The organism is Palleronia pontilimi (assembly GCF_016412875.1).
Taxonomy (GTDB): domain Bacteria; phylum Pseudomonadota; class Alphaproteobacteria; order Rhodobacterales; family Rhodobacteraceae; genus Palleronia; species Palleronia pontilimi.
The window spans coordinates 63,095-87,790 of the sequence record NZ_JAEKPD010000002.1; the positions used below are offsets into that span (position 1 = coordinate 63,095).

At 68.9% G+C, this 24,696-nt stretch carries 24 protein-coding genes; 9 read left to right on the top strand and 15 right to left on the bottom strand.

Annotated elements, in window-relative coordinates; translation table 11 throughout:
* Positions 1 to 21: 21 nt before the first annotated feature.
* Positions 22 to 435: a DUF2852 domain-containing protein gene (locus tag ILP92_RS03210; RefSeq protein WP_198914936.1), complete on the bottom strand. Its 414-nt coding sequence runs from the start codon at positions 433 to 435 to the stop codon at positions 22 to 24.
* 101 nt (positions 436 to 536) lie between these two features.
* On the bottom strand, positions 537 to 1,022 hold the full coding sequence (locus ILP92_RS03215) for a YbaK/EbsC family protein (protein WP_198914937.1): 486 nt from the start codon (positions 1,020 to 1,022) through the stop codon (positions 537 to 539).
* A gap of 76 nt (positions 1,023 to 1,098) precedes the next feature.
* On the opposite strand from ILP92_RS03215, the gene glnE reads away from it, so the two are divergent.
* Positions 1,099 to 4,158 (top strand): bifunctional [glutamate--ammonia ligase]-adenylyl-L-tyrosine phosphorylase/[glutamate--ammonia-ligase] adenylyltransferase, encoded by a 3,060-nt coding sequence (gene glnE, locus ILP92_RS03220; protein ID WP_198914938.1) that lies wholly within the window; start codon positions 1,099 to 1,101, stop codon positions 4,156 to 4,158.
* 22 nt (positions 4,159 to 4,180) lie between these two features.
* Here glnE and ILP92_RS03225 read toward each other — a convergent pair whose 3' ends face one another.
* Entirely contained in the window at positions 4,181 to 4,822 is a 642-nt protein-coding gene (locus ILP92_RS03225; RefSeq protein ID WP_198914939.1) for a bifunctional 4-hydroxy-2-oxoglutarate aldolase/2-dehydro-3-deoxy-phosphogluconate aldolase, read from the bottom strand.
* A gap of 67 nt (positions 4,823 to 4,889) precedes the next feature.
* On the bottom strand, positions 4,890 to 6,695 hold the full coding sequence (gene edd / locus ILP92_RS03230; protein WP_198914940.1) for a phosphogluconate dehydratase: 1,806 nt from the start codon (positions 6,693 to 6,695) through the stop codon (positions 4,890 to 4,892).
* Between the two features lie 112 nt (positions 6,696 to 6,807).
* Between edd and ILP92_RS03235 the strand changes: the two genes are divergently transcribed.
* Together ILP92_RS03235 and ILP92_RS03240 are read left to right on the top strand one after the other, a co-directional pair.
* Positions 6,808 to 8,001, top strand: coding sequence for an RSP_2647 family RNA methyltransferase (locus ILP92_RS03235; protein WP_198914941.1), 1,194 nt, complete (start codon positions 6,808 to 6,810; stop codon positions 7,999 to 8,001).
* A 127-nt stretch (positions 8,002 to 8,128) separates the two neighbouring features.
* Positions 8,129 to 8,671 (top strand): RSP_2648 family PIN domain-containing protein, encoded by a 543-nt coding sequence (locus tag ILP92_RS03240; protein WP_368667830.1) that lies wholly within the window; start codon positions 8,129 to 8,131, stop codon positions 8,669 to 8,671.
* Here ILP92_RS03240 and ILP92_RS03245 read toward each other — a convergent pair.
* From ILP92_RS03245 to ILP92_RS03255, 3 genes are all read right to left on the bottom strand, one after another.
* A complete protein-coding gene (locus ILP92_RS03245; RefSeq protein WP_198914942.1) occupies positions 8,668 to 9,351 on the bottom strand; it encodes a M48 family metallopeptidase in 684 nt (227 codons plus the stop codon). The two genes, ILP92_RS03240 and ILP92_RS03245, sit on opposite strands and share 4 nt — an antisense overlap.
* A 45-nt stretch (positions 9,352 to 9,396) precedes the next feature.
* Entirely contained in the window at positions 9,397 to 11,400 is a 2,004-nt protein-coding gene (locus tag ILP92_RS03250; RefSeq protein WP_198914943.1) for a DEAD/DEAH box helicase, read from the bottom strand.
* A 190-nt stretch (positions 11,401 to 11,590) separates the two neighbouring features.
* Complete coding sequence (locus ILP92_RS03255) at positions 11,591 to 12,019, bottom strand: OsmC family protein (protein ID WP_198914944.1); 429 nt, start codon at positions 12,017 to 12,019, stop codon at positions 11,591 to 11,593.
* A gap of 178 nt (positions 12,020 to 12,197) precedes the next feature.
* Here ILP92_RS03255 and ILP92_RS03260 point away from each other — a divergent pair, with 178 nt between their 5' ends.
* The gene (locus ILP92_RS03260; protein WP_235971057.1) at positions 12,198 to 12,644 is read left to right on the top strand and encodes a MarR family winged helix-turn-helix transcriptional regulator; all 447 of its coding nucleotides are present in this window, start codon (positions 12,198 to 12,200) and stop codon (positions 12,642 to 12,644) included.
* A gap of 13 nt (positions 12,645 to 12,657) precedes the next feature.
* Here ILP92_RS03260 and ILP92_RS03265 read toward each other — a convergent pair whose 3' ends face one another.
* The 6 genes from ILP92_RS03265 to ILP92_RS03290 all read right to left on the bottom strand — a co-directional run bounded on the left by ILP92_RS03265 (position 12,658) and on the right by ILP92_RS03290 (position 17,629).
* A complete protein-coding gene (locus tag ILP92_RS03265) occupies positions 12,658 to 12,951 on the bottom strand; it encodes a chorismate mutase (RefSeq protein ID WP_198914945.1) in 294 nt (97 codons plus the stop codon).
* A complete protein-coding gene (locus ILP92_RS03270) occupies positions 12,951 to 14,135 on the bottom strand; it encodes a vWA domain-containing protein (protein WP_198914946.1) in 1,185 nt (394 codons plus the stop codon). Before ILP92_RS03270 ends, ILP92_RS03265 begins: the two co-directional genes overlap by 1 nt.
* 10 nt (positions 14,136 to 14,145) lie before the next feature.
* Entirely contained in the window at positions 14,146 to 14,313 is a 168-nt protein-coding gene (locus ILP92_RS03275; protein ID WP_198914947.1) for a hypothetical protein, read from the bottom strand.
* On the bottom strand, positions 14,310 to 15,686 hold the full coding sequence (locus tag ILP92_RS03280) for a DUF2927 domain-containing protein (protein WP_198914948.1): 1,377 nt from the start codon (positions 15,684 to 15,686) through the stop codon (positions 14,310 to 14,312). The genes ILP92_RS03275 and ILP92_RS03280 overlap by 4 nt, the downstream gene beginning before the upstream one ends.
* A 94-nt stretch (positions 15,687 to 15,780) precedes the next feature.
* A complete protein-coding gene (locus ILP92_RS03285; protein ID WP_198914949.1) occupies positions 15,781 to 16,680 on the bottom strand; it encodes an AEC family transporter in 900 nt (299 codons plus the stop codon).
* A 109-nt stretch (positions 16,681 to 16,789) separates the two neighbouring features.
* Entirely contained in the window at positions 16,790 to 17,629 is an 840-nt protein-coding gene (locus ILP92_RS03290) for an AAA family ATPase (RefSeq protein WP_198914950.1), read from the bottom strand.
* 171 nt (positions 17,630 to 17,800) lie between these two features.
* On the opposite strand from ILP92_RS03290, the gene dksA reads away from it, so the two are divergent.
* Positions 17,801 to 18,223, top strand: a complete 423-nt coding sequence (gene dksA, locus ILP92_RS03295) for an RNA polymerase-binding protein DksA (RefSeq protein ID WP_198915268.1) — start codon at positions 17,801 to 17,803, stop codon at positions 18,221 to 18,223.
* 74 nt (positions 18,224 to 18,297) lie between these two features.
* Positions 18,298 to 19,452, top strand: coding sequence for an FAD-dependent monooxygenase (locus ILP92_RS03300; RefSeq protein ID WP_198914951.1), 1,155 nt, complete (start codon positions 18,298 to 18,300; stop codon positions 19,450 to 19,452).
* A 22-nt stretch (positions 19,453 to 19,474) separates the two neighbouring features.
* On the opposite strand, the gene tpiA is transcribed toward ILP92_RS03300, so the two are convergent.
* On the bottom strand, positions 19,475 to 20,224 hold the full coding sequence (gene tpiA, locus ILP92_RS03305; RefSeq protein WP_198914952.1) for a triose-phosphate isomerase: 750 nt from the start codon (positions 20,222 to 20,224) through the stop codon (positions 19,475 to 19,477).
* A 104-nt stretch (positions 20,225 to 20,328) separates the two neighbouring features.
* On the opposite strand from tpiA, the gene ILP92_RS03310 reads away from it, so the two are divergent.
* A complete protein-coding gene (locus tag ILP92_RS03310) occupies positions 20,329 to 21,264 on the top strand; it encodes an isopenicillin N synthase family dioxygenase (protein ID WP_198915269.1) in 936 nt (311 codons plus the stop codon).
* 60 nt (positions 21,265 to 21,324) lie between these two features.
* Here ILP92_RS03310 and ILP92_RS03315 read toward each other — a convergent pair whose 3' ends face one another.
* Positions 21,325 to 22,059 carry a DsbA family protein gene (locus tag ILP92_RS03315; protein ID WP_198914953.1) on the bottom strand — a complete coding sequence of 245 codons (735 nt, stop codon included), beginning with the start codon at positions 22,057 to 22,059 and terminating at the stop codon, positions 21,325 to 21,327.
* Between the two features lie 148 nt (positions 22,060 to 22,207).
* Here ILP92_RS03315 and ILP92_RS03320 point away from each other — a divergent pair, with 148 nt between their 5' ends.
* Both ILP92_RS03320 and ILP92_RS03325 read left to right on the top strand, forming a co-directional pair.
* Entirely contained in the window at positions 22,208 to 23,353 is a 1,146-nt protein-coding gene (locus ILP92_RS03320) for a pyridoxal phosphate-dependent aminotransferase (RefSeq protein WP_198914954.1), read from the top strand.
* 173 nt (positions 23,354 to 23,526) lie between these two features.
* Positions 23,527 to 24,687 carry an N-acetylmuramoyl-L-alanine amidase gene (locus tag ILP92_RS03325; RefSeq protein WP_235971060.1) on the top strand — a complete coding sequence of 387 codons (1,161 nt, stop codon included), beginning with the start codon at positions 23,527 to 23,529 and terminating at the stop codon, positions 24,685 to 24,687.
* Positions 24,688 to 24,696 lie beyond the last annotated feature (9 nt).

A 24,696-nucleotide genomic window follows, 5' to 3' on the forward strand; every position in this document is an offset into this window, starting at 1 on the left:
GGGTTTGGCAGGGGTGCCGGATTACGCGTCGACGGGGCTGTCGTTGCCGGTGTCGCGCTTGCGGGCGCGGTCTTCCATGAACTGGTCGAACTCGGCCTTGTCCTTGGCTTCGCGCAGCCGCTTCAGGAACGATTCGAACGCTTCCTGCTCTTCTTCCAGCCGCCGCAGCGTCTCGGTGCGGTAGGCGTCGAAGGCGGCGTTGCCCGAGCTGCCGCGCGCGGTGAAGCGCGGGGCGCGCCGCGACATGGCGCATCCGCCCGAGAACTTGCCCGCGAAGAGCATATACGCCAGAAGCACCAGGCCGATCGGCCAGAACACGATGAAACCCACCACCATGGCGGCGATCCAGGCGCCTTTGCCGCGGGCATCGAGCCAGTCTTCGGCCCGGGTCAGCCAGTTGCCCTGCCGGGCGGGAACATCTGCGAAAGTGGTCATTGGGTCAGCTCCTTTGCTGCGGTTGAGGTATGTAAATCACGTTCACATCATAGCAGATGAGATCGCGGTGCGGCGGCTTCAAGGCCAGATGTGAAGGTATTTTACATTTTCCCGGATAGGCAGGCGAAATCAGCCACTTGAAGGCCGAATTTTTCGCTCAGATCCCGTGGCGCGATCCCGAAATTATGGCGTGGCGTGCCCGCGGCGCACCAGATCACGTCGAAATCGAGCAATCGGCGATCCATCCATGCGGGCGTGTCGCCGGTATGGCCCACCGGGCTGACGCCGCCGATGGCGAAGCCCGTCCGGGCGCGGATATGGGCGGCGTTCGCGCGTTCGAGCGGCTCGCCCGCCAGCCGCGCGGCGGAATGGGCATCGACCCGGTTGCCGCCCGCCGTCAGGAACAGCAGGGCGCGGCCGCTCTCGGCGCCCCGGAAGATGATCGACTTGCCGATCTGGTCGGTTTCGACCCCGAGCGCCCGCGCGGCCTCGGCGGCCGTCTTGGTGGGCGCGTCCGCCTCGACGGGGGTGATCTGCAATCCGGCGGCGTCGAGGGCGGCCAGCACGCGTTTCAGGCTTTTGCTCATGGCGCCTTTGCTGCCAGCCGTGCCGGTTCGGTGCAAGCCGCTTGACCGGGCCGAGGGCTGCGGCGCAGGTTCTGCCATGACCTTTACAAGCCGTCTGACCCGCACCCCGCGCCCGTTCGAGCAGGATCCGGCCGCCGAGATCGCGGCCGCCTTCGACGACCTGTCGCCCGACCTACGCGCGCTGTTGTCGGGAACGGCGGGCTGCAGCCCGTATCTGCGCGGGCTGATGATGCGCGACGACGCATGGCTGCGCGCGGCGCTTCAGGCCGACCCAGAAGAGGCCGTCGACACGGCGCTGGATGACATCGACAACGACGGCGATCTGGGATCCGCGTTGCGCAGGGCCAAGCGGCGCGTGGCGCTGATCGTGGCGCTGGCCGATCTGGGCGGTGTCTGGTCGCTGGGCCAGGTCACGGACGCGCTGACGCGGCTGGCCGACCGGGCCACCGACCTGGCCTTCACCGACGCGGTCGCGGCCCAGATCGCGCGCGGCAAGCTTCCGGGCATCGACGACGCGCATGGGGCGGGCGGGCTGGTCACGCTGGCCATGGGCAAGATGGGCGCGTTCGAGCTGAACTATTCCAGCGACATCGACCTGATCGTGCTGTTCGACGAGACGCGGTTTTCCGCCGACGACTACCCGGCGGCGCAGACGGCCTTCACCAAGGCCACCCGCGCGGCCTGCCAGATCCTGTCCGAGCAGACCGCCGAGGGCTATGTCTTCCGAACCGATCTGCGCCTGCGCCCCGATCCCGGCGTGACCCCCGTGGCGATGGCCATGGCGCGGGCCGAGCGTTACTACGAGTCGGTCGGCCGGACGTGGGAGCGGGCGGCCCACATCAAGGCGCGGCCTTGCGGCGGCGACCTGGCGGCGGGCGCGCGCTACCTGGACGCGCTTTCGCCCTTCGTCTGGCGCAAGCACCTGGATTTCGCGGCGATCCAGGACGCCCACGACATGCGGCTGCGGATCCGCGACCACAAGGGGCTGGGCGGGCCGATCACGCTGCCGGGCCACGACATGAAGCTGGGCCGCGGCGGCATCCGCGAGATCGAGTTCTTCACCCAGACCCGCCAGATCATCGCGGGCGGGCGCGACCCGTCGCTGCGGGTGCGCGGCACGCTGGAAGGGCTGGACCGGCTGTCTGCTGCGGGCTGGATCGAGCGCGGTGTGGCCGACACGCTGGCCCGCCACTACACCGTCTTTCGCGATGTCGAGCACCGGTTGCAGATGATCGCGGACGCCCAGACCCACGCGCTGCCCGACACCGGCGACGGGTTCGAGCGGCTGGCCTGCATGATGGATACCGACGCGGCCCGCCTGACCCGCGCGCTCGATGATGCACTGACCGAGGTGGCTCAACTGACCGAAGGCTTCTTCGCCTCGGACCGCGCGCCGCGTGCCGAGCTGCCCGACATGACCGACGCGCAGGCGCGCCTGGTCGATGCCTGGCGCCGCGTGCCCGCGCTGCGCTCGGAACGGGCGCTGGACATCTTCGACCGGCTGAAGCCGCGGCTGCTGCAGCGGCTGCTGGACGGCCCGCGCCCCGACCAGGCGCTGGCGCGGTTCGACGATTTCCTGCGCGGGCTTCCGGCGGGGGTGCAGCTTTTTTCGCTGTTCGAGGCCAACCCGGACCTGATCGACCTGATCGCCGACATCGCCGGGACCACGTCGGACCTGGCCGGGTACCTGGCCAGGAACGCGGCCGTCCTGGACGCGGTGATCGGTGGGGCGTTCTTTGCCGACTGGCCGGGGCAGGACGCGCTCGGGACTGCGCTGGGCCAGCGGCTGGACCGCGCCCGCGACTACGAAACCCGGCTGGACGCGGCGCGCGCCTGGACCCGCGAATGGCACTTCCGCATCGGCGTGCACCACCTGCGGGGACTGATCGACGCCGCGACGGCCGGGGCGCAATACGCCGATCTGGCGGGCGCGGTGCTGCGCCGGATCTGGCCGGTCGTGGTGGATGAGTTCGCGGCCAAGCACGGGGATCCGCCGGGACGGGGCGCGATGGTGCTGGGCATGGGCTCGCTTGGGGCGGGGCGGCTGAACGCGCGCTCGGACCTGGACCTGATCGTGATATACGATGCCGACGGGGTCGACGCGTCCGAGGGCCGCCGCCCGCTGCCGTCGCCGCTGTACTACATCCGGCTGACGCAGGCGCTGGTCACCGCGCTGCAGGCCCCCATGGCAGAGGGCCGCCTTTACGAGGTCGACATGCGCCTGCGCCCGTCGGGCCGCCAGGGTCCGGTGGCCACGTCGCTGCCGTCCTTCGCCGCCTACCAGCGCGACGAGGCCTGGACCTGGGAGCATCTTGCGCTGACCCGCGCGCGGCCCGTGGCGGGGTCCGAGGCGCTGGGCCACGCGGTCGCGTCGGTGCGCGACGCGGTGCTGGCGCAGATCCACGACCGCGCGCAGGTGGCGCGGGACGAGGTGGACATGCGCGCGCGGCTGTTCCAGGCCAAGCCCGAAACGGACTGGGATCCGAAGGCCGGGCCGGGGCATCTGCAGGATATCGAGCTGATGGCGACCCTGCTGGGCCTGCTGGCGTCTTATCCGGGCCAGGACGCGCCCGGCCAGATCGATGCCGGGCAGCGCGCGGGGCTGATCGAGGCGCGGGAGGCGCGCGATCTTGCGGCCGCGCACGCGGCGCTGGCCGATTTCAACACCGCCGCGCGGCTGCTGGAAGAAGGCCCGATCGACCCGGACGCGCTTGGCGGGTCGGGCGAGGCGCTGATCCTGCGGGGCACGGGGCAACTGGCCATTGCCGACTTGCGGCCCTATCTGAAGGATCACGCCGCGCGCGCGGCGGACCTGATCGACCGGGCGCTTGCCCGCTTCATCGCCGAGCCGGAGATTGCCGTGAGCCAACCCGCCGACCCCGTGGACCCAAAGGGCCTGATCCGCGAAGCCTTCCGCATCGACGGGATCGGGCTGTCGGAATGCCGGTCGATCTTCGTGGACTGGGCGCTATCACTGCCCGCCGACATGCCGCCCATGCGCGGCATCAAGGCATTGCTGTCGCGCCACCAGGGAGATCCGCTGGATCATCCCATGCAACAGGTGCTGCGCGACGGGTTGGACGCACCGCCCGAGCCGAAACGGCGCGGCGGGCGCGCGGGGCGGCTGTCTTCCTGATCCGTGAAAGCGGGGTGCGTGGCTAGCGGGAGAGCGCGGCGGCTTCCTTCGCCAGCGCGGTGATGCCGTCCCAATCGCCAGCCTCGACCAGGTCCTGCGGTGCCACCCACGAGCCGCCGACGCAGAGCGTGTTGGACAGGCCCAGGTAGTCGGGCGCGTTCTTCAGGCTGACGCCGCCGGTGGGACAGAAGCGGATCTGCGGCAGGGGCGATCCGATCGCCTTCAGCGCGGGGGCGCCGCCATTGGCCTCGGCCGGGAAGAACTTCAGCACGGTGTAGCCGCGTTCGAGAAGCGCCATCGCTTCGGTCGAGGTGGCCACGCCCGGCAGCATCGGCAGGTCCGCGTCCTCGGCCGCGTCCAGCAGGCGCGGGGTCGAGCCGGGCGAGACGCCGAAGCGCGCGCCCGCCTTGACCGCGGCAGCCACGTCCGACGGCGTCAGCAGCGTGCCCGCGCCCACGGTGCCGCCCTCGACCTTCGCCATCTCGGCGATGACCTCGAGGGCCGCGGGCGTGCGCAGCGTGACTTCCAGCGCGGGCAGCCCGCCTGCCACCAGCGCGCGCGCCAGCGGCTGGGCGTGGGCGGCGTCGTGGACCACGAGGACGGGGATCACGGGCGCGAGGCGGCAGATCTTCTCGGCCTGTTGCGAGGCGGCGGTCGGGGTCATCTCGGGCGCTCCTTGTCGTGGGTCGGTCTTGGATATTTGGAAGAACAAAGATGGGGCAGGGCGCGGGTCAGACCACCGTGCCCGCCCCCTGGCTGGCCAGGCCCACATTTTGGCGGAAGACCTCGAAGAGCTCGCGTCCGACGCCGTGGCCGTTGTCGCTGAGATCCGCCTTGACCGCATCGCGCGCGTCGAGATCCACGCCCAAGGCGTCCAGCGTGCCCTTCGTGGCATCCACGCGCACCACGTCGCCGTCGCGCAGCTTGGCGATGGGCCCGCCCAGTTCCGCCTCGGGCGAGACGTGGATGCAGGCGGGCACCTTGCCGGACGCGCCGGACATGCGTCCGTCGGTGACCAGCGCCACGTTCAGGCCCTTGTCCTGGAGGTTGGCCAGAAGCGGGGTCAGCGAATGCAGCTCGGGCATCCCGTTGGCGCGCGGGCCCTGGAAGCGGACGACAACGACGGTGTCTTCGGTGATCTCGCCCGCCTTGCAGGCCGTCTTGACGCTTTCCTGGTCGTGGAAGATGCGGCAGGGGGCTTCGATCACGTGGTATTGCTCTTTCACGGCCGAGATCTTCATGGCGCCGCGCCCGAGATTGCCCTTGAGATCCGCAAGCCCGCCGGTGCGCTGGAACGGATCGGAGGCGGGGCGCAGGATCTTGTCGTTCTGTGTGCTGCGATCGGCGTCTTCCCAGGTGATTTCGCCGTTCTTCAGCTTCGGCTCTTTCACGTAATCCTTCAGCCCGTCGCCCATGACGGTCAGGGTGTCGTCGTGCAGCAGGCCTGCATCCAGCAGCTCGCCGATCATGTAGGTCAGGCCCCCCGCCGCGTGGAAATGGTTCACGTCGGCAAGGCCGTTGGGATAGACCTTGGCCATGAGCGGCACCGCGGCCGAGATGTCGGCGAAGTCCTCGAGATCCAGTTGCACGCCCGCGGCGCGCGCCATGGCGGGTAGGTGGATCAGCAGGTTGGTGGACCCGCCGGTGGCCATGAGCCCGACGATGCCGTTCACGAAGGCCTTTTCGTCCAGCACCTGTCCAGCGGGGCGGTAATCGTTGCCCATTTGGGTGATCTGGGTGGCGCGCTGGACCCCCGCCACGGTGAGCGCGTCCCGGAGCGGTGTGTTGGGGTTGACGAAGCTGGCGCCGGGCAGGTGCAGGCCCATGAACTCCATCAGCATCTGGTTCGAGTTCGCGGTGCCGTAGAAGGTGCAGGTGCCGGGTCCGTGGTAGGATGCCATTTCGGCCTTCATCAGCGCGTCGCGGCCCACTTCGCCGGCGGCGAATTGCTGGCGCACGCGCGCCTTTTCGTCATTGGGCAGGCCCGACGTCATGGGACCCGCGGGCAGGAAGACGGCCGGGATGTAGCCGAAGGTGGCGGCACCGATCACGAGGCCCGGCACGATCTTGTCGCAGACGCCCAGGTAGAGCGCCGCGTCGAAGACGTTGTGGGACAGCGCGACACCCGCGGCCAGCGCGATCACGTCGCGCGAGAACAGCGAAAGCTCCATCCCGACCTGGCCTTGGGTCACGCCGTCGCACATGGCGGGCACGCCGCCCGCGACCTGCGCCGTGGCGCCCGCGTCGCGCGCGGCCTGGCGGATCAGCTCGGGGAAGCGTTCGAACGGCTGGTGGGCCGACAGCATGTCGTTGTAGGCGGTGACGATGCCGATATTGGGCTGGTTTTCCGTGGCCAGTTTCGACTGGTCCTGTCCGGCGCCCGCATAGGCGTGGGCCTGGTTGCCGCAGGTCAGGTGGGCGCGGCGCGGGCCGTCTTCGGCGGCGCGGGCCATGCGGTCGAGATAGGTGGCGCGGCTGTCCTTCGAGCGCTCGACGATGCGGGCGGTGACGTCGGCGATGGTGGCGTGCAGGCTCATGGCGTGACCTCTTCTGTGCGGGATCCCGTATCTCGTAACATAGCGCAGGTAGCGCTACCAGCCAAAGCCCGAGGACTTTTCAAGCCCGCGCGTCTGACCTATGGGCTGCGGTATGACAGATCAGACCCTTCCCGTCGTGCGGCTCAGGCCCAAGGCCAATGCGCGCGCCATCCGCCATGGCTTCCCGTGGGTGTTCGCCAACGAACTGGTGGTGGACCGCCGCACGGGCGCCCTGGAAGCGGGAACCATCGCGGTGCTCGAGGATGCCGAGCGCACCCCCATGGGACTGGTCGCGGTGAATCCGGGCTCGAAGATCATCGCGCGGATGCTCGAACGCGATACCGGCGCGCGCATCGATCGCGACTGGCTGGCCGCGCGGATCGCGCGGGCCCAGGATCACCGTGCCCGGCTTTACGATGCGCCATTCTACCGGCTGGTCCATGCCGAGGCGGATGGTCTTCCGGGCGTGGTCATCGACCGGTTCGGCGATGCGGCGGTGATCCAGCCGAATGCCGCCTGGTCCGAGCGGCTGCTCGACGACCTGGTCGCGGCACTTTGCGAGGTGACGGGCGTCACTTGCGTGGTCAAGAACGCCGCGGGGCGCGCGCGGGGGCTCGAAGGCCTGGACGAGGACAGCCGCGTGGTGCGCGGGGCGCTGGACGGGCCGGTTCCGGTGGCGATGAACGGCGCCACGTACCTGGCCGACCTGGCCGGTGGACAGAAGACGGGGCTTTTCTACGACCAGCGCGACAACCATGCCTTCGCGGCCAGGCTGGCGCAGGGCGCGCGGGTGCTCGACGTGTTCTCGCATGTGGGCGGCTTCGGGCTAGCCTGCCTTGCGGGCGGGGCCGCGCGGGCGCTTTGCGTGGACGGTTCGGCGCCCGCGCTTGACCTGGCGCGGGCGGGGGCCGCGGCGGGGGACGTGGCCGAGCGGCTCGAGACGCGGCAGGGCGACGCATTCGCGGTGCTGGAAGACCTGGGCCGAGCGGGGGAGAGCTTCGATGTCGTCATCTGCGATCCCCCCGCCTTTGCCCCGTCGAAATCGGCGCGCGAGGCGGGATTGCGCGCCTACGAGCGTGTCGCCCGCCTGGCCGCGCCGCTGGTGACGCGGGGGGGCTACCTGGGGCTGTGTTCGTGCTCGCACGCGGTCGACCTGCAATCCTTCAGGAACGCTTCCGCGCGCGGGATCGGGCGCGGCGGTCGGCGGGCGCAGCTCATCCACACGGGCTTTGCGGGACCGGACCATCCGCAATTGCCGCAACTGGCCGAAACGGGGTATTTGAAAGCCCTGTTCTTCCGGGTGTGAGCCGCACCGGGCGGGCCGCATGGTCGCAGGTCATGCCGGATATTTGTGAGAACAAAGATGGGGAAGGGCGCGCTTTTGCCCATCTTTGTTCTTCTCAAATATCCCGGCGCACCGGGGTGCCAGGGGCGTGACGGTGGTGTGTCTGGATGCCTGCGTTCTTTATCCGACCGTGCTGCGCGAGATCCTGATGGGCTGCGCCGCGCGGCGGCTTTTTCGGCCCGTCTGGTCACCGCGCATCCTTGAGGAATGGGCCCGCGCGACCCGCAAGCTGGGACCCGGGGCCGAGGACGTGGCGCGCGCCGAGATCGCCCTGCTGCGCGACCGGTGGCCCGGCAGCGAGGTGACGCCACGGGCCGGGGACCTGGTGCGATTGCATTTGCCGGATGCCGACGACGTCCACGTGCTGGCCGCCGCGATCGCGGGGCACGCCGAAATCCTGTGCACGTTCAACGCGAAGGATTTTCCCAGGGGCATCCTGGAGCAGGAAGGGCTGCGCAGGCTGGATCCGGACCAGCTGCTTCGCGGCTTGCTCGACCGGGACGCCTGGGCCGTGCGCGACGTGGTGACGGGCGTTCACGCGACGGCCGAGCGGTTGTCGGGCGAAGTCCTGCCGCTGCGCGAACTGTTGAAGCGGGCGCGGTTGCCCAAGATCGGAAAGGCGCTGGGCTAGGCGCGCAGCCACTTGGCTTCGTTGGCCTCGATGGCGGCGACACGCTCGGCGGTCTTGGGGTGGCTCAGCAGCCAGGCGGGCGCCGTGCCTGAATTGCCGGTCAGCGCGTCGAGCTTGGCGAAGAGCGATTTCTGCCCGGCCGAGCCGATACCGGACTTGATCAGAAGCGCCGTGGCATAGGCATCGGCTTCGTATTCGTCGCCGCGCGACAGCCCGGCGGCCAAGAGCGAAGCCAGCGCGTTGGCGATCATCACGCCGATCCCGGGAATGAACCGCCCCAGGATCATGATTAGGGCCGTCCGCAGCGCGTTCTGGCCCGAGAAGTCGATCATCCGGCGCCGCGAATGGCCCAGCGCCACGTGGCCCAGTTCGTGGGCGATGACCGACGCCAGCTCCGCGCCCGTCACCTCGCCCGACCGGTATTTTTGGTAGAATCCGCGGGTGATGAAGATGCGCCCGTCGGGGGCGGCCAGGCCATTCACCGGGTCGATTTCGTAGATGTGGACCTTGATCCGCTCCAGGTCGAGCGCGGCGGCCATGCGGTCGGTCAGCTCTTTCAGCTGCGGATCGGCCAGCTCGGTGGACTTGGCGTCAAGCTCTTTCGAGGTGCGCCAGACCGAAAAGCGGTACATCGCAAGCCCGTAGAGGATCGCCAGCAGGATCGGGGTAAACTTCAGCATGCCCCGAATGTGGGGTGTGCGGCCCCCAAGCGCAATGCGGCAAAGTCAGCGCGGTTTGCGCTTGGGCGTGTCGTTTCCCGATGGCCGCTTGCCTTTCGGTCCGGGCTTTCGGGGTTTGCCGCCCTTGCCGCCGGGACGCTCCATCCGTTGCGACGGATCGGCGGCACCTTTGCGGAAGGTCTTGGCGGGGCTGGCGGGTTTGGCGGCGTCCGGGCGCTTTGCCTTGGGCTTCGCGGGCCGTGTGTCGGGCGCGGGCTTCACGCCGCCATCGCGGGTGGGGTCGACCGGCGCGGGCTTGTCGAAGCGCGGCTTCGGCTTGGGCTTGGGCGTGTCGGAGGGATGCCAGTCCGCCTTGGCGGGCTTGGGCTTGCGCGGTTTGCGCTCGGGCATCGCGGCGTCGGCCTGGGGCGCCGGATCGCGGCGCGGGCGCTCGGGCTTCGGGCCACGCGCGGGGGCGGCAGAGTGGGCGGAACGCTCGGGCGGGGCGTCCATCTGGCGCGCGGTCACGCCCTTTTCGACCTCGCCGCCATCGCCCAGCGCGGAGAGGAACCCGGGCAGGGCCGAGGCGAGCAGTTCCACGTGGGTTTCGGACGGTTGCACCCGGATCGCGCCGATCTGCGACTTGTCGAGATTTCCCGCGCGGCACAGGAGCGGCAGGATCCAGCGCGGCTCGGCCCGGTCGTTGCGGCCGACCGACAGGGCGATCCAGGCCGACGGTCCGAAGGGCGCGCGGTCGCGCGGCTCGGGGCGGGTGTCGGGGGGCGACAGGTCTTCGGGGGCCGAGATCGCGCGGCGATGCAGGCGCAGGAACGCGGCGGCGATGGTTTCGGGCGCGTGCAGGTCCAGCAGGGTGGCGGCGAAGGCGCGTTCGTCGCCGGTGATCTCGTCGGTCCAAAGGGGATCGGCCAGCAGGCGCGCTTCGTCGGCGCGCAGCACGTCGTCGGCACCGGGCGGTACGGTCCATTCGGCGGTGATGCGGGCGAATTTCAGCAGGCGTTCTGTCTTTTTCACCGCCTTGGGCGGCACGATCATGGCCGAGATGCCCTTGCGTCCCGCGCGTCCCGTTCGGCCGGACCGGTGCAGCAGACCTTCGGCATTGGACGGCAATTCGGCGTGGATCACCAGTTCCAGGTTGGGCAGGTCGATCCCGCGGGCGGCCACGTCGGTGGCCACGCAGACCTGCGCCCGTCCATCGCGCATGGCTTGCAGCGCGTGGGTGCGTTCGGTCTGCGACAGCTCGCCCGACAGGCTGACGACGCGAAAGCCGCGGTTCGACAGGCGCGCGGTCAGGCGGGCCACGGTGGCGCGGGTGTTGGCGAAGACGATGGCATTGGCCGCATCGTGGAAGCGCAGCACGTTGACGATGGCGTTTTCCGCATCGCTTTGGGCCACGCGCAGGGCCTGGTAGGTGATGTCGGCGTGCTGCGAGCCCTTGGACACGGTCGAAATGCGGGTCGCGTCGCGCTGGTAGGTTTCGGCCAGGCGCGCGATCTGTGGCGGCACGGTGGCCGAGAACAGCAAGGTGCGGCGTTCGGGCGGCGCTTCGCCCAGCATGAATTCGAGATCCTCGCGGAAGCCCAGGTCCAGCATCTCGTCCGCTTCGTCCAGCACGATGGCGCGGATCGACGACAGGTCGAGCGAGCCGCGCGCGATGTGGTCGCGCAGCCGGCCCGGCGTGCCGACGACGATATGGGCGCCGCGTTCCAGGGCGCGGCGTTCGTCGCGCATGTCCATGCCGCCCACGCAGGACACCACGCGGGCTCCGGCCTGGGCGTAGAGCCAGGTCACCTCGCGCATGACCTGCAGCGCAAGCTCGCGGGTGGGTGCGACGATCAGCGCGAGCGGGGCGGCGGCGGGGGGCAGCGCGTCGGCATCGCCCAGCAGCGTGTTGGCGATGGCCAGGCCGAAGCCCACCGTCTTGCCGGACCCGGTCTGCGCCGAGACTAGCAGGTCCGCGTCCGAAAGCGACGGGTCTGCGACCGCCTGTTGCACCTCGGTCAAAGTGTCATAGCCCCGCTGGGCGAGGGCGGCCTGAAGTGTCGGGTGCATGGGGATCGATCCGTTTGGTCCGCGACGCGCGGAGGGCGCAGCGTCCATAGGCGCGACGCGCCGGGAAGTATAGGGGGAAACCGACGCTGCCTGCGTGCGGAGACAGGAACGCCGCCCCCGTTGCCGGGGACGGCGCCTCGCCGCTCACTTGTTACAGATGATACCTAACGCGGCGAGCTCGTGGCGGTGGTCAGACCATCTTCGCGTCCATCGTGATCTCGGCACCGGCCAGCACCTTGGAGACGGGGCAGCCTTCCTTGGCGGCCTGGGTCGCCGTGTCGAACTGTTCCTGGGTCGCGCCGGGAACCGAGCCGGTGACGTCCAGGTGGATCTTGGTGATCGCGAAACCACCGTCGACCTCTTCCAGCGACACCGTCGCCTTAGTGTCGATGTTGTCGGGCGTCAGGTCGTGCTGGCCCAGGATCATGCTGAGTGCCATGGAAAAGCACGCGGCATGTGCGGCGCCGATCAGCTCTTCGGGGTTGGTGTTGGTGCCGCCCTCGAACCGCGACTTGAAGCCGTAGTTCTGCTTGTCGAGCACGCCGGTTTGCGTGGAAACGATGCCGGTCCCCTCTTTCAGGGGGCCTTTCCAGTTTGCGGTGCCATGCTTCTTGATCATTAGTGTCTCCTTGTTCGAAATGCGTTGCGGTCCCGGAAACGCAGCGCTTTTGTCTTGTGTTCCCGCTTCAGGGTGCGGGGCGCAGAAATAAGTTTACGCGATATTGTCGTAAACGATATAAGTTCAGGCGCGGAATGTCAAGGTTGCGATCTGATCGCGCGCGATCTATTTTCGCGGCATGATCGATGCCAAGACCACCTGCCTGACGCCCGAGGACATGCTGTGCTTCGACGTCTATGCGCTGAACCACGCCTTCGCGCGGCTTTACAAACCGCTTCTGGCGCCACTTGGCCTGACTTATCCGCAATACCTGGCGATGTCGGTCCTGTGGGATACCTCGCCGCTTCCCGTGGGTCGGATCGGGGCGCGCGTGGGGCTTGAGACGTCGACGCTGACCCCGCTTCTGAAGCGGCTCGAGTTGCAGGGGCTGATCACTCGCACCCGCGCCCGCGACGACGAGCGCCGGGTCGAGATCGGGCTGACCGAGGCAGGCCGCGCGCTGTCGCAAAGGGCGGTCGACATTCCCGCCTGCGTCGAGCGGGCGACCGGCCTGGACGCGGACGAGATCAGCGCGCTGCGGGCGACCCTGTCGAACCTGCGCGCGGCGATCGAGCCCGCGGGCTGATCGCGGAGCGGCCTTAGTCGATGGTGCGCTGCTCGCGGCGGATCGACCATTCGATCAGGATACGCCACAGCTCTTCGGCCAGGTCCGGATCCAGCGCCTTGTCGCGGGCCAGCGCGCGCACGTTGTCGATCACCTGCGCCACGCGATCCTCGGCGCGGGCGGGGATGCCTTCGCCGGGCTTCAGCTGAACCGCGCGATCGATATGCGCGGCGCGCAGGGCCAGAAGATCCACCAGTTCGCCGTCGATCCGGTCGATCCGGGACCGAAGCTCGGCCATGGTGCTGCATTCCTGCGGGTCGTATCGCATCAGCTCAGCGCCTTCATTCCGCGCGACAATCCTTCCAGCGTCATCGGCACCATCCGGTCGGGTCCGAAGATCTGGCGGATCATCTGGGTGGACTGGGTGTAGCCCCAGTATTTTTCGGGGGTGGGATTGATCCACAGGTGGCCGGGCCACTGGTCGCGGGCGCGGGTCAGCCAGGCCTCGCCCGATTCGGCGTTCCAGTGCTCGTTGGCGCCGCCGGGATACGCGATCTCATAGGGGCTCATGGCGGCGTCGCCCACGAAGATGCAGCGCCATTCGGGACCGTATTTGTGCAGGATGTCCCAGGTCGGGGTCTGCTCGGTCCAGCGGCGGCGGTTGTCGCGCCAGACGCCTTCGTAAAGGCAATTGTGGAAGTAGAATTGTTCGAGATGGCGAAACTCGGACTTGGCGGCCGAGAACAGGTCCGACACCGATTGCACGTGGTCGTCCATGGAGCCGCCCACGTCGAGAAACAGCAAGACGCGCACGGCGTTGCGCCGCTCGGGGCGGGTCTTGACGTCGAGGTATCCCTGCGATGCCGTCGAGCGGATCGTGCCGGGCAGGTCGAGCTCTTCCGCGGCACCTTCGCGGGCCCAGCGGCGCAGGCGCTTCAGCGCGACCTTGATGTTGCGCGTCCCAAGCTCGCGGTCGTCATCGAGATTGCGGAACTCGCGCTTGTCCCAGACCTTCACGGCGCGGCGGTGGCGCGACTCGTGCTGGCCGATACGGACGCCTTCGGGGTTGTAGCCATAGGCGCCGAAGGGCGAGGTGCCGGCGGTGCCGATCCACTTGTTGCCGCCCTGGTGGCGTCCCTGCTGTTCGCGCAGGCGCTCCTGCAAGGTCTCCATCAGCTTGTCGAAGCCGCCCAGCGCCTCGATCTCGGCGCGTTCTTCGGGGCTGAGGTGCTTTTCGGCCATCTTGCGCAGCCAGTCGTCGGGCAAGTCGACCGCGTTCATCACCGCCTCGGCCGGGATCGCTTCGATGCCCTTGAACGCGGCCGCGAAGGCCAGGTCGAAGCGGTCCAGGTGCGCCTCGTTCTTCACCAGCGCGGTGCGGGAAAGGTAGTAGAAGCCATCGACGTCGTAGGTGACGAGCCCGGTCTTCAGAACGGCCAGGAAATCCAGGAATTCGCGCAGCGACGCGGGCACCTTGTGGGCGCGCAATTGCTCGAAGAAGGGCAGGAACACCGCGCCTGCCTCAGGCCAGCAGCCGCTCGACGACGAGGGTCGCGATCAGGCCCAGAAGCGCCCCCGCGATGCCCGCTCCGGCCGCGTATTGCGCCATGTCCTTACGATTGCCACCACGCTTGCGGGCCGTCGTGATGCCCCACGCGATGCCGAGTGCGATACCGGCCAAAACGATCACGATGCAGTCTCCTTGCGCGCACGCGGGGAAATGGCGCTGATCTCGGCTTCCCGCTGCAGCACTTCCGCGTCAGAGCCGAAGCCGTACCGTGCCCAGCCCAGACCCTCAAGCCTGAGGCGTTGCGCTTCGGTGTCGCGGCCCAGAAGCTCCAGCGCTTCGGCCTTCACCAGCAGCAAGGTGGCCAGCAGCGCCGCGTTCTCGGCGGCCATGACGGCGTCCGTATTTGCGTCGACGATGGCCAGCGCCTGCTCGGCCTCGCCCGCGCTCAGGGCGAAGGCCGCAAGCTGCATGGCGATATGGGCTTCGTGCACCTGCGTGGCCGGGTCGGCGCCATAGATGCCCGCGGCCTGCAGGAACGAGCCCAGCGCCAGCTCGGGCTCGACGCCGAGGCTGAGTCGGCCCAGGGCAAAGAGCGAAAAGGCCAGCCGGTTGTCCCGCCAGCCCGATGCGCGCGCGATGGCGACCGCGCGCTTGGCCGCGTCGCGCCGCGCCTGCTGGGATGTGCGCGGGCCCAAGGCGCGCTCGATCTCGTCGATCCAGGCGCGGTTGGTGGCACCGCGATCCGCGCTGCGGCGCCGATCGCCCGCCGGGTTCAGCCGCGACAGGATCGCGGGCAGGCGGGCCGCGACCTGGTCCCGGGTCATGCCGCTGCGCAGCTCGGGCGCGTAGGTGGCGCGCAGCACCAGCATGTCGAAGCCGGTCAGGACGGTGTGGAAATTGTCGTCGTTGAACACGGAATCGGTCAGGCGATAAAGGTCGTTGAGCGGCCCCAGCGCTTGCGCCAGTTCTTCGTGCAGGCAATCGCGCAGCTCTTGCGGGGGCACGTCGCCGGGGATGAAGATCGACAACCGCTCGCGTGTCTCCAGCGTGGTCCAGTCGGTCACGCCGTTGCGGCGGTTGGCGCGGAACTCGTCCCAGCTGCCGACGCGAGGCACCACGAAACAGGCGGCTTCGGGCACCGTGCGCTGCAGGTCGCGGCGCGAAATCGTCTGGATCGTGATGTTGGCGGGCCGGTTGGCGGGCACCCGCGCGATGTCGATGCGCGCCTCGGTGCGGATGCGACCCAGCAGGCGGGTCAGATCCTGCTCCAGCGATGTGGGGATCGCGCCGGTCACGCGAAGGCTGACCGGCCCCTCGAAGCGCGTGAAGACCGGCAGCGTGCGGCCCGACTCGAGCTGGAAGGTCAGGTCCAGGAAATCCTGCGCGATGTCGCGGTTGCTGCGCGCGGGTCTGCTTACGCGCGGCGCCGCGAAGACCTTCATCGCGGGCAGCTGCGACGGCGCGGCCTCGCGGCGATCGGGAAGATCGCGCGGCACGGGCGCGCAGGCGGCGATGGCAAGCAACGCTGGGGGGAGGAGACGGCGCAGGCTCATGGCGGCCCATAGTCGGTGAAAGCCGGGCGATTGCCAACCCGATCTTGCGCGCGTTGCGCGATCGTTGCGTCCCCGCGCCACAGAAGCGGACGCGTCACGCCAGCGTCGCCAGCGAAATGAGCGACAGGATCGAGGTCCAGACGATGACCGGGGCGATGGTGTCGGTGCGCACACCGTATAGCAGCGCCAGCGCAAAGGGCATGGCGCCCGACGGACCGGCGGCGGTCAGCACCATCAGCGGCGACCAGTCCGAGCCGGGCGCGATCAGGGCCGTCACCCCGAAGACCAGCGCCGGGAAGGCCCCGAGCTTCAGCGCCGCCATGCCCGCGACGGTGGGGGTCGGCCGCACCGGTGTGCCCGACAGGATCACGCCCAGCGCGAACAGCGTCATCGGGGCGGCGGCCGGGCCCGCGAAGCCCAGCGCGTTGGCCACGGGCACCGGCAGCGCCAGCCCCGCCAGGTTGACCGCGCCGCCCAGCACGATGGCGATCAGCACCGGGTTGGCGGCGATCCGGCGCAGGGTGGCTTTCGTGTCGCCGCTGCCCGACAGGATCTCCATGCTCAGGATGAAGAAGGCGAAGAAGAAAGCGGTGTCCCAGATCACGATGGCGGTGATCGGCAACGCGGCCTCGCTGCCGTAGATCAGGAACGAGATCGGCCAGACATAGAGCAGCGAGTTCACGAACATGGCGGCCATGCCCAGAAGCCACGCCTCGCGCAACTCGCGCCCGAAGACATGGCGCGCCACCGCGAAGGCCGCCGCGAACATCGCCGCCTCGGACAGCGCGTAGCCCGCCAGCGGCGCGGGCTGGAACTCGGACAGATCGGCGCCGACCATGAGCGGCAGGATCAGCGCGGGCTGCAGCACCAGGAAGGACACGCGGTTGACCGCGCGCGCTTCGCTTGCGGCGACGATTCCGCCGCGGCCCAGACCGAAGCCCAGCGCCAGCATGGCGAAGACCGGCAGGATGTCCTGCACCAGGATCCCGATCACGGACGGGACCACACCGACAAACCGCCACCGCGGCGCGCCACTGCCCCATCTTTGTTCTTGCAAATATCCCGGTGCCACGCCGCGACCGGCGCCGCGGACGCGTGAGGCGTCACCGCTGGCCGCGCGCCATGAAGGCCAGCCGCTCGAACAGGTGCACGTCCTGCTCGTTCTTCAGCAGCGCGCCGTGCAGCCGGGGCAGGGCGGACGCGCCGTCGCGTTTCAGGTCCTCGGGCGACAGATCCTCGGCCAGCAGCAGCTTCAGCCAGTCCAGCACCTCCGAGGTCGACGGCTTCTTCTTCAGCCCCTGCTGGTCGCGCAGCTCGTAGAATTGCGTGAGCGCGGCGGTCAAGAGCTGCGGCTTGATGCCCGGGTGATGCACGTCGACGATGCGCTTCATGGTCTCCACGTCCGGGAAGCGGATGTAGTGGAAGAAACAGCGCCGCAGGAAGGCGTCGGGCAGTTCCTTCTCGTTGTTCGAGGTGATGATGACGATGGGTCGTTGCCGTGCCACGACCGTCTCGCCGGTCTCGTAGACGTGGAACTCCATCCGGTCGAGCTCTTGCAGCAGGTCGTTCGGGAACTCGATATCCGCCTTGTCGATCTCGTCGATCAGCAGCACGCATCGGTCGTCGCGGTCGAACGCTTCCCACAGCTTGCCGCGGCGGATGTAGTTCTTCACGTCATGGACGCGTTCTTCGCCAAGCTGGCTGTCGCGCAACCGGCTGACGGCATCGTATTCGTAGAGACCCTGCTGCGCGCGTGTCGTGGATTTCACGTGCCATTCGATCATCGGCAGACCCAGCGATGCGCTGACCTGTCGCGCAAGTTCGGTCTTGCCGGTGCCCGGCTCGCCTTTTACGAGCAGGGGACGTTCCAGCGTGATGGCCGCGTTCACGGCCAGCGTCAGATCGTCGGTGGCCACGTATCCGTCGGTCGAGGAGAATTTCATGCCTGCGCTGTCCTGCCTGTGTGTCGCGCGGACCATAGGCGCCCCGCAAATCGGCCGCAACCAATGCAACATGGCGCGTGACAACGGAAAGTCCATGGGGTATCCCCGCCCCAAGACGTAGCCAGTGGGACGACAATTCGGGCACAGACCCGAGGTTTTGGGGAGATGGATATGAAGGTAGAAACCTTTATCGCGGATGAGTATCGACCGGCCGAGGGCGAGCCGTTCATGAACGAACGCCAGCTGGAATATTTCCGCCGCAAGTTGCAGGACTGGCGGAGCGACCTGCTGGACGAAAGCCGCAGCACCATCACCGGTCTGCAGGACGGCACGCGCAACATTCCCGACGTGGCCGACCGCGCCTCCGAAGAAACCGACCGCGCGCTTGAACTGCGCACCCGCGACCGCCAGCGCAAGCTGGTCGCCAAGATCGACGCGGCGCTGCGGCGCATCGACGACGGCGAATACGGCTATTGCGAAGTGACGGGCGAGCCGATCTCGCTGAAGCGGCTGGACGCGCGTCCCATCGCCACGCTGAGCCTGGAAGCGCAAGAGCGCCACGAGCGCCGCGAGAAAGTGCACCGCGACGACTGATCGCCGGGCGACATCGATTTGATCTCAGCACCGGGGCGGCGACGCCCCGGTGTTTTGCATTGGGGGCAGCGGTCATGGACCAGCCGATCACCATCGTCGGCGGCGGCATCGGCGGGCTGGCCCATGCCGTGGCGCTGGCCCGGCGGGGCATCGCGGCCACGGTGCTGGAGCGCGCGCCCGCACTGGTCGAGGTGGGCGCGGGCGTGCAGATCAGTCCGAACGGCTTCGCGGTCCTGCGCGACCTGGGCCTGGGCGACGCGCTGCGTGCGGTGTCGGTCCGAAGCCAGGCGGTGCGGCTGGTGGACGGGCCGACGGCGCGCACCGTGGTGCGGATGCCGCTGGGCGGGCGCGACTACCACATGGTGCACCGCGCGGCGCTGGTCGATCTGCTGGCGCAGGCGGCGAGCGCATGGGGCGTGGCGTTGCGTCTGGGCACCCGGGTCGCCGGGGCCGAAGACGGTGCGACGGCCACGCTGCGCCTGGACGAGACGACCGAGCAGGTGGCGTTCGCCGTCGGGGCCGATGGGCTGAATTCTGTCCTGCGGGTCGCTTTGAACGGAAGCGATCCGGCGTTCTTCACCGGTCAGATTGCCTGGCGCGCCATCATCGATGCGGACGCGCCCCCCGAGGCGCAGGTCTGGATGGGGCCGGGGCGACACCTGGTGGCTTATCCGCTGGGGCAGGGGCGCTTGAACCTGGTGGCGGTGGAAGAGCGGGCGGACTGGACCGACGAAGGGTGGCACCAGCCGGGCGATCCGGATCGGTTGCGCGCGGCCTTCGCGGAGTTCGCGGCGCCCGCGCGGGACTGGCTGGGTGCTGTCGATCGCTGCCATCTTTGGGGCCTGTTCCGCCATCCGGTCGCGCCGCGCTGGCACGGTGGGGCGATGGCGCTGCTGGGCGACGCGGCGCATCCGACTTTGCCGTTCCTGGCGCAAGGGGCGAACCTGGCGCTGGAAGACGCGTGGTGCCTGGCCCGCGCGCTGGCGCAGCCGGACCGCGCCGCGGCGCTGGTGGATTACCAATCCGCGCGGGCGCCCCGCGTCGGCCGCGCGATCGCCGCGGCCAATGCGAATGCGCGGAATTACCACTTGCGCGGGGCGTCGCGGTTTGCCGCCCATGCGGCGTTGCGGGTGGCGGGGCTGCGGCCGGAGCTGTTGAGGCGGCGGTTCGACTGGCTGTACGACCACGATGTCACTGCGCGCGGTCCGAATGGGCCGCGCGATCGCTGACGCGGCAGGGTGCGCGGCAGTTCTAGGCGTCGAGCGCCGAGATGATGCCGCCGAAATCGTCGGCCTTCAGGGACGCGCCGCCCACCAGGGCGCCGTCCACGTTCGGCACCGCGAAGATGTCGGCCGCGTTGCCGGGCTTCACCGATCCGCCATAGAGCAGCCGGACCGTGCGGCCCACGCCCGCGCCGAAACGCTGTTCGAGCCGCGTGCGGATATGGTCGTGCACCTCGCCGATCTGGTCGGTCGAGGGCACCTTGCCGGTGCCGATGGCCCAGACAGGCTCGTAGGCGATGACCAGGTTGTGCCCGGTCGCGGCATCGGGCACCGACCCGGCCAGTTGCCCGTCGATGATCCCCAGCGTGTTCGACGCCTCGCGCTCGTCCAGCGTCTCGCCGATGCAGACGATGACCGTCAGCCCCGCGGCCCATCCCGCTTCGGTCTTGGCGCGTACGATCTCGTCGGTTTCGCCGTGGTCGGCGCGGCGCTCGGAATGGCCGGTGATGACGAAAGACGCGCCCGCATCCTTCAGCATGGCGGCCGAGATGTCGCCGGTATGCGCGCCCGATGCGGCCGGGTGGCAATCCTGTCCGCCCACGGCGATCTTGCCGTCGGCGCGCGCGACCATGCGGGTGATCAGCGTGGCGGGCGGGCAGATCAGCACCTCGCAGCCCGCGTCCCCATGCCCCGATACCAAGGCGTCGATTTCCGACAAATCGGCCCCGGTTCCGTTCATCTTCCAGTTTCCGGCGGCAAGTTTGCGGCGCTCCGACATGGGCGGTCTCCTTCGTTGATCAAGGCCTTTGCCCATGGCTACCGGGTTTGCGCGCGTGCCGAAAGGGCTTAGGTGAGGGCATGACCCCAGAGAAGGCCCGCCCCATGATCCCCCGCATCGACGCCGCCTGCCTGACCGATCCCGACCACGCGCGCTGCGGCGATGTGAGCGCGCAGATGCTGGAAGCCGCGACGGATGTGGGTTTCATGACGGTCCACAACACCGCGTTGTGCCGCGCCGATGTCGAAGCCGTGCTCGAGGCTTATCGGAGCTTCTTTCACCTGCCGCGCGCGCAGAAGGCGAAGATCGACATGGCGGCGACGGGGTCGAACCGCGGCTGGGGGGCGCCGGGGGCCGAGCGCGTCGATCCGGATGCGAACCCTGATTTCAAGCAGGTCTTCGACATGGGGTTCGAGCTGCCTGCCACGGACCCGCTGGCCGCGCACGGTCTGAAATACTACGCGCCCAACCGCTGGCCCGACGGAATGCCCGAATTCCGCGCCACGCTCGAGGCGTATTACGCCAAGGCGCTCGACGTCTCGATGCTGCTTCTGCGCGCGCTTGCCCGCGCCATGGGCCAGCCCGAGGACAGCTTCGGCGCCGCGTTCGATCGGCCCATGGCGCTGCTCAGGGGCAACTTCTATCCCGAACGCCCCGACTGGGCGGGCGCAAAGGATTTCGGCATCGCCACCCACACCGATTACGGTTGCCTGACCTTGCTGGCGACCGACGGCACGCCGGGCCTGGAGGTGCGCAGGCGCGGTGGCGGGTGGATCCCGCTGAGCGCGCCGCCGGGCGAGTTCATCGTGAATTTCGGCGAAATGCTCGAGATGTGGACCGGCGGCCGCGTCCGCGCCACGCCGCACCGGGTCGTGGGCACGACGGCCGAGCGGATTTCGGTGCCGCTGTTCTTCAACCCCAACTACGACACCAACGTCGCACCGCCGGGATCCGACCAGGTGATCCTGGCGGGCGATCACCTGTCACGCAGGTATGACGAAACCTATGTCCACCTCGCGGACAAGACGGGCCGGACTTAGCGGGCGGCGGTTCGGCCGCGCGTCATCCATCGGGACTGGGCGATGGCGGGCACGATGGCTTCAGCCCTCGGCGCGGGTTTCCTCGACGATCTCGCGCATGGCGTCGAGCGGGACGTAGCCGCGCACCATCTGGTCGCCGAAGACGAAGCTGGGCGTCCCGTTGATCGCCATGGCCTGTCCCAGCGCACGGTTCTGCGCCAGGATGGCCGTCACCTCGTCGCTGTCCATGTCCTGCATGATGGCCTGCGTGTCGATGTCCAGCTCTTCGCCGAGTGCTTCCAGGCTGTCCGCCGTCATGTCGCCGCGCATGGTCATCAGGGCGTCGTTCACCTGCTCGTAGGCCGCGTCGCCCGCCTGGCGCAGGGTCGCCACGGCGAAGCGCGAGGCCAGCACCGATTGCTCGCCCAGGATCGGGAATTCCTTCACGATCAGCCGGATATTGCCGTCGGAAGCCACCAGTTCGGCCACTTCCGGGTGTGCGCGGCGGCAATAGCCGCAGCGGTAGTCCAGGAATTCGACGACGGTCACATCGCCGTCGGGATTGCCGCCGACCCACGACACGCCATCGTCGAAGAGCGCGTCCGCGTTGTCGGCGATCAGGTCCCCGTCGGCGGCGGTCTGGGCCTCGGCCTCGCGCTGTTCCAGGAGGGCCACGGCTTCCATGATGACTTGCGGATTTTCCAGCAGGTACTGGCGCACACGCTCGCCGAAGGCCGCGTCGTCGTCCTGGGCGAACGCGATCGACCCGGCGAAGAGCGCGGGCACGAGGGCGGCGAAGGTCAGGGTGGTTTTCATCGGCGAAAGCTCCGTGGCGAAAGGTCGTCTGAAATCGTGCGCACTGTCGCAGATCGGGCCGGTTTCGCAACCGCGATAAGGCGTTTGTGATCCGCTTGACCAATCGGTCGCGGCAGCGCAGTCAGGACAAAAGACAGGAGGGCGGCGGATGCGCGTCTCGCAGCGCGGGCAGGTGGACCCGTTCATCGTCATGGACGTGATGGAGCGCGCCCGCGCCGCCGAGGCCGACGGGCGCCGGATCATCCACATGGAGGTCGGACAGCCCGGCACACCGGCCCCCGAAGGCGCGCGCGCAGCACTTTCGGCGGCCATGGCGGCGGGACCGCTGGGCTACACGGTGGGTTTGGGTTTGCCGGAACTGCGCGCCCGCATCGCGCAGCATTACGGGCAAAGCTACGGCGTCGATCTGGATCCGGCCCGGGTGGTGGTGACGGCGGGCGCGTCGGGCGCCTTCATCCTGTCGTTCACGGCGCTGTTCGAGGCGGGCGAGCGCGTGGCGCTGGGCCTGCCGGGCTATCCGTCCTACCGCCACATACTGAGCGCGCTGAGCCTGGCGCCGGTGGGCATCGAGACGACGCTGGAGAACCGCTTCCAGCCGGTGCCGTCGGAGATCCCGCGGGACGTGCAGGGATTGATCGTGGCGTCGCCCGGCAATCCCACGGGCACCATGCTGGACCGGCCCGCGCTGGATGCGCTGGTCGAGACCTGCGCCGACCGCGATATCGCGTTGATCTCGGACGAGATCTACCACGGCATCGACTACGAAAGGCGGCCCGTCTCGGCGCTCGAGATCACCGACGATGTCCACGTCATCAACTCGTTTTCCAAGTATTTCTCGATGACCGGGTGGCGCGTGGGCTGGATGGTGGTCCCGCCTAGCCACGTTCGGATGATCGAGCGGCTGGCCCAGAACATGTTCATCTGCCCGTCCCACGCGAGCCAGGTATCCGCACTGGCCGCCTTCGATTGCCGCGACGAGCTGAACCGCAACCTGTCGGTCTATGCCGCAAACCGCCGCCTGATGATCGACGGGCTGGCCGCTGCTGGCTTCGCGTCCTTCGCACCGCCCGACGGGGCGTTCTACGTGTACGTGGATGTCTCGGACATGACCGACGACGCGCTGGCCTTGTCGGCCGAAATCCTGGAAAAGGCGGGCGTCGCGGTGACGCCGGGCCTGGATTTCGACCCCCGCCGCGGCGGCCGGATGCTGCGCTTCAGCTATGCGGGATCGACCGAGGACATCGCCGAGGGGTTGGATCGACTGAAAACCTGGCGCGCCTCGCGTATGGGTTGATTTCCGCCTTCCAAAATTGCGATTTCGGCGGTATGCTGCCCAGCAGAGAGGCATCAAGACCTCCGGGCAGTGAACGAGGCGCAGCCATGCGGGTGGGACACCCAATTCAGGGATTTCTCAGGGCATTCATCGTTGTCGGCCTTCTGGCTGGACCAACCATCGCCCGGGCGCAGATGCCCGATCTTCGGGCGCTGGCCCGGATCGATGTCGACGCCAGCCGGATCGAGGATTTCGGACCCGATCTGCAGTTGGAACTGGCCCTGAGCCATCCGGTGCCCTGGCGGGTCTTCACGCTGGACAACCCCCGCCGCCTGGTTGCCGACTTCGCCGAAGTGGATTTCGCCGGAACCGACCTGACCACCGTGCTCAACAGCGACCTGGTTTCGTCCGTCACCCACGGGCGGTACCGGGACGGCTGGTCGCGGCTGGTGCTCGGGCTGGAGGCGCCCATGCGGATCGAAACGGCGGGCCTTGCCGTGGGTCCGACGGGCGGGGCCAACGCGCTGAAGCTATCGCTTGCCCCCACATCGGAACGGGAATTCGCCGCGACTGTCGGCGCGCCGGAAAGCGGGATCTTCGCGCTTCCCGCGCCGCAGAAGGTGGCCGAGCCGGTCGAGCGGCAACGCGGCGAGCGGCCCTTGCGGATCGTGCTCGACCCCGGGCACGGCGGCATCGATCCGGGTGCCGAGGCCGATGGCATGACCGAGGCGGACCTGATCCTGACGGTCGCGCGCGAAATGGCCGACGGGCTGCGCAAGGATGGCCACCACGTGACGCTGACCCGCGACAGCGACACGTTCGTGCCGCTCGAGCGCCGCGTCACCATCGCCCGCGAAGCGCGCGCCGATCTGTTCCTGTCGCTGCACGCCGATGCGCTGGCCGAGGGGCGTGCGTCGGGGGCCACCGTCTATACGCTCAGCGACGAGGCGTCCGACGTGGCGTCCCAGAAGCTGGCCGAGCGCCACGACCGCGCCGATCTGCTGGCGGGGATCGACCTGCATGCCCATGACGACCAGGTCGCACTGGTGCTGATGGACATGGCCCGGCTCGAAACCGCGCCGCGCAGCGAACGGCTGGCCGCGCATCTTGTCGACGGTCTGGCGCGACAGACGGGCGATCTGCACAAGCGCCCGCGGCTGAAGGCCGGGTTCTCGGTGCTCAAGGCGCCCGATATTCCGTCGGTCCTGCTGGAACTCGGCTTCCTGTCCAACGCCCGCGACCGCGCCAACCTGGCCGATCCCGCCTGGCGCGCCAACGCGATCAAGGGAGTCTGCGACGCCGTGCTTGCCTGGGCCCGCGAGGACGCGGCCGAGGCGCGATTGCTGCGCAAGTAGCCACGGTCT

Coding starts and splice junctions, on each gene's coding strand:
- ILP92_RS03210 (WP_198914936.1), bottom strand. CDS start 435: ATGACCACTTTCGCAGATGTTCCCGCCCGGCAGGGCAACTGGCTGACC.
- ILP92_RS03215 (WP_198914937.1), bottom strand. CDS start 1,022: ATGAGCAAAAGCCTGAAACGCGTGCTGGCCGCCCTCGACGCCGCCGGA.
- glnE (WP_198914938.1), top strand. CDS start 1,099: ATGACCTTTACAAGCCGTCTGACCCGCACCCCGCGCCCGTTCGAGCAG.
- ILP92_RS03225 (WP_198914939.1), bottom strand. CDS start 4,822: ATGACCCCGACCGCCGCCTCGCAACAGGCCGAGAAGATCTGCCGCCTC.
- edd (WP_198914940.1), bottom strand. CDS start 6,695: ATGAGCCTGCACGCCACCATCGCCGACGTCACCGCCCGCATCGTCGAG.
- ILP92_RS03235 (WP_198914941.1), top strand. CDS start 6,808: ATGACAGATCAGACCCTTCCCGTCGTGCGGCTCAGGCCCAAGGCCAAT.
- ILP92_RS03245 (WP_198914942.1), bottom strand. CDS start 9,351: ATGCTGAAGTTTACCCCGATCCTGCTGGCGATCCTCTACGGGCTTGCG.
- ILP92_RS03250 (WP_198914943.1), bottom strand. CDS start 11,400: ATGCACCCGACACTTCAGGCCGCCCTCGCCCAGCGGGGCTATGACACT.
- ILP92_RS03255 (WP_198914944.1), bottom strand. CDS start 12,019: ATGATCAAGAAGCATGGCACCGCAAACTGGAAAGGCCCCCTGAAAGAG.
- ILP92_RS03260 (WP_235971057.1), top strand. CDS start 12,198: ATGATCGATGCCAAGACCACCTGCCTGACGCCCGAGGACATGCTGTGC.
- ILP92_RS03265 (WP_198914945.1), bottom strand. CDS start 12,951: ATGCGATACGACCCGCAGGAATGCAGCACCATGGCCGAGCTTCGGTCC.
- ILP92_RS03280 (WP_198914948.1), bottom strand. CDS start 15,686: ATGAGCCTGCGCCGTCTCCTCCCCCCAGCGTTGCTTGCCATCGCCGCC.
- ILP92_RS03290 (WP_198914950.1), bottom strand. CDS start 17,629: ATGAAATTCTCCTCGACCGACGGATACGTGGCCACCGACGATCTGACG.
- dksA (WP_198915268.1), top strand. CDS start 17,801: ATGAAGGTAGAAACCTTTATCGCGGATGAGTATCGACCGGCCGAGGGC.
- ILP92_RS03300 (WP_198914951.1), top strand. CDS start 18,298: ATGGACCAGCCGATCACCATCGTCGGCGGCGGCATCGGCGGGCTGGCC.
- tpiA (WP_198914952.1), bottom strand. CDS start 20,224: ATGTCGGAGCGCCGCAAACTTGCCGCCGGAAACTGGAAGATGAACGGA.
- ILP92_RS03310 (WP_198915269.1), top strand. CDS start 20,329: ATGATCCCCCGCATCGACGCCGCCTGCCTGACCGATCCCGACCACGCG.
- ILP92_RS03315 (WP_198914953.1), bottom strand. CDS start 22,059: ATGAAAACCACCCTGACCTTCGCCGCCCTCGTGCCCGCGCTCTTCGCC.
- ILP92_RS03320 (WP_198914954.1), top strand. CDS start 22,208: ATGCGCGTCTCGCAGCGCGGGCAGGTGGACCCGTTCATCGTCATGGAC.
- ILP92_RS03325 (WP_235971060.1), top strand. CDS start 23,527: ATGCCCGATCTTCGGGCGCTGGCCCGGATCGATGTCGACGCCAGCCGG.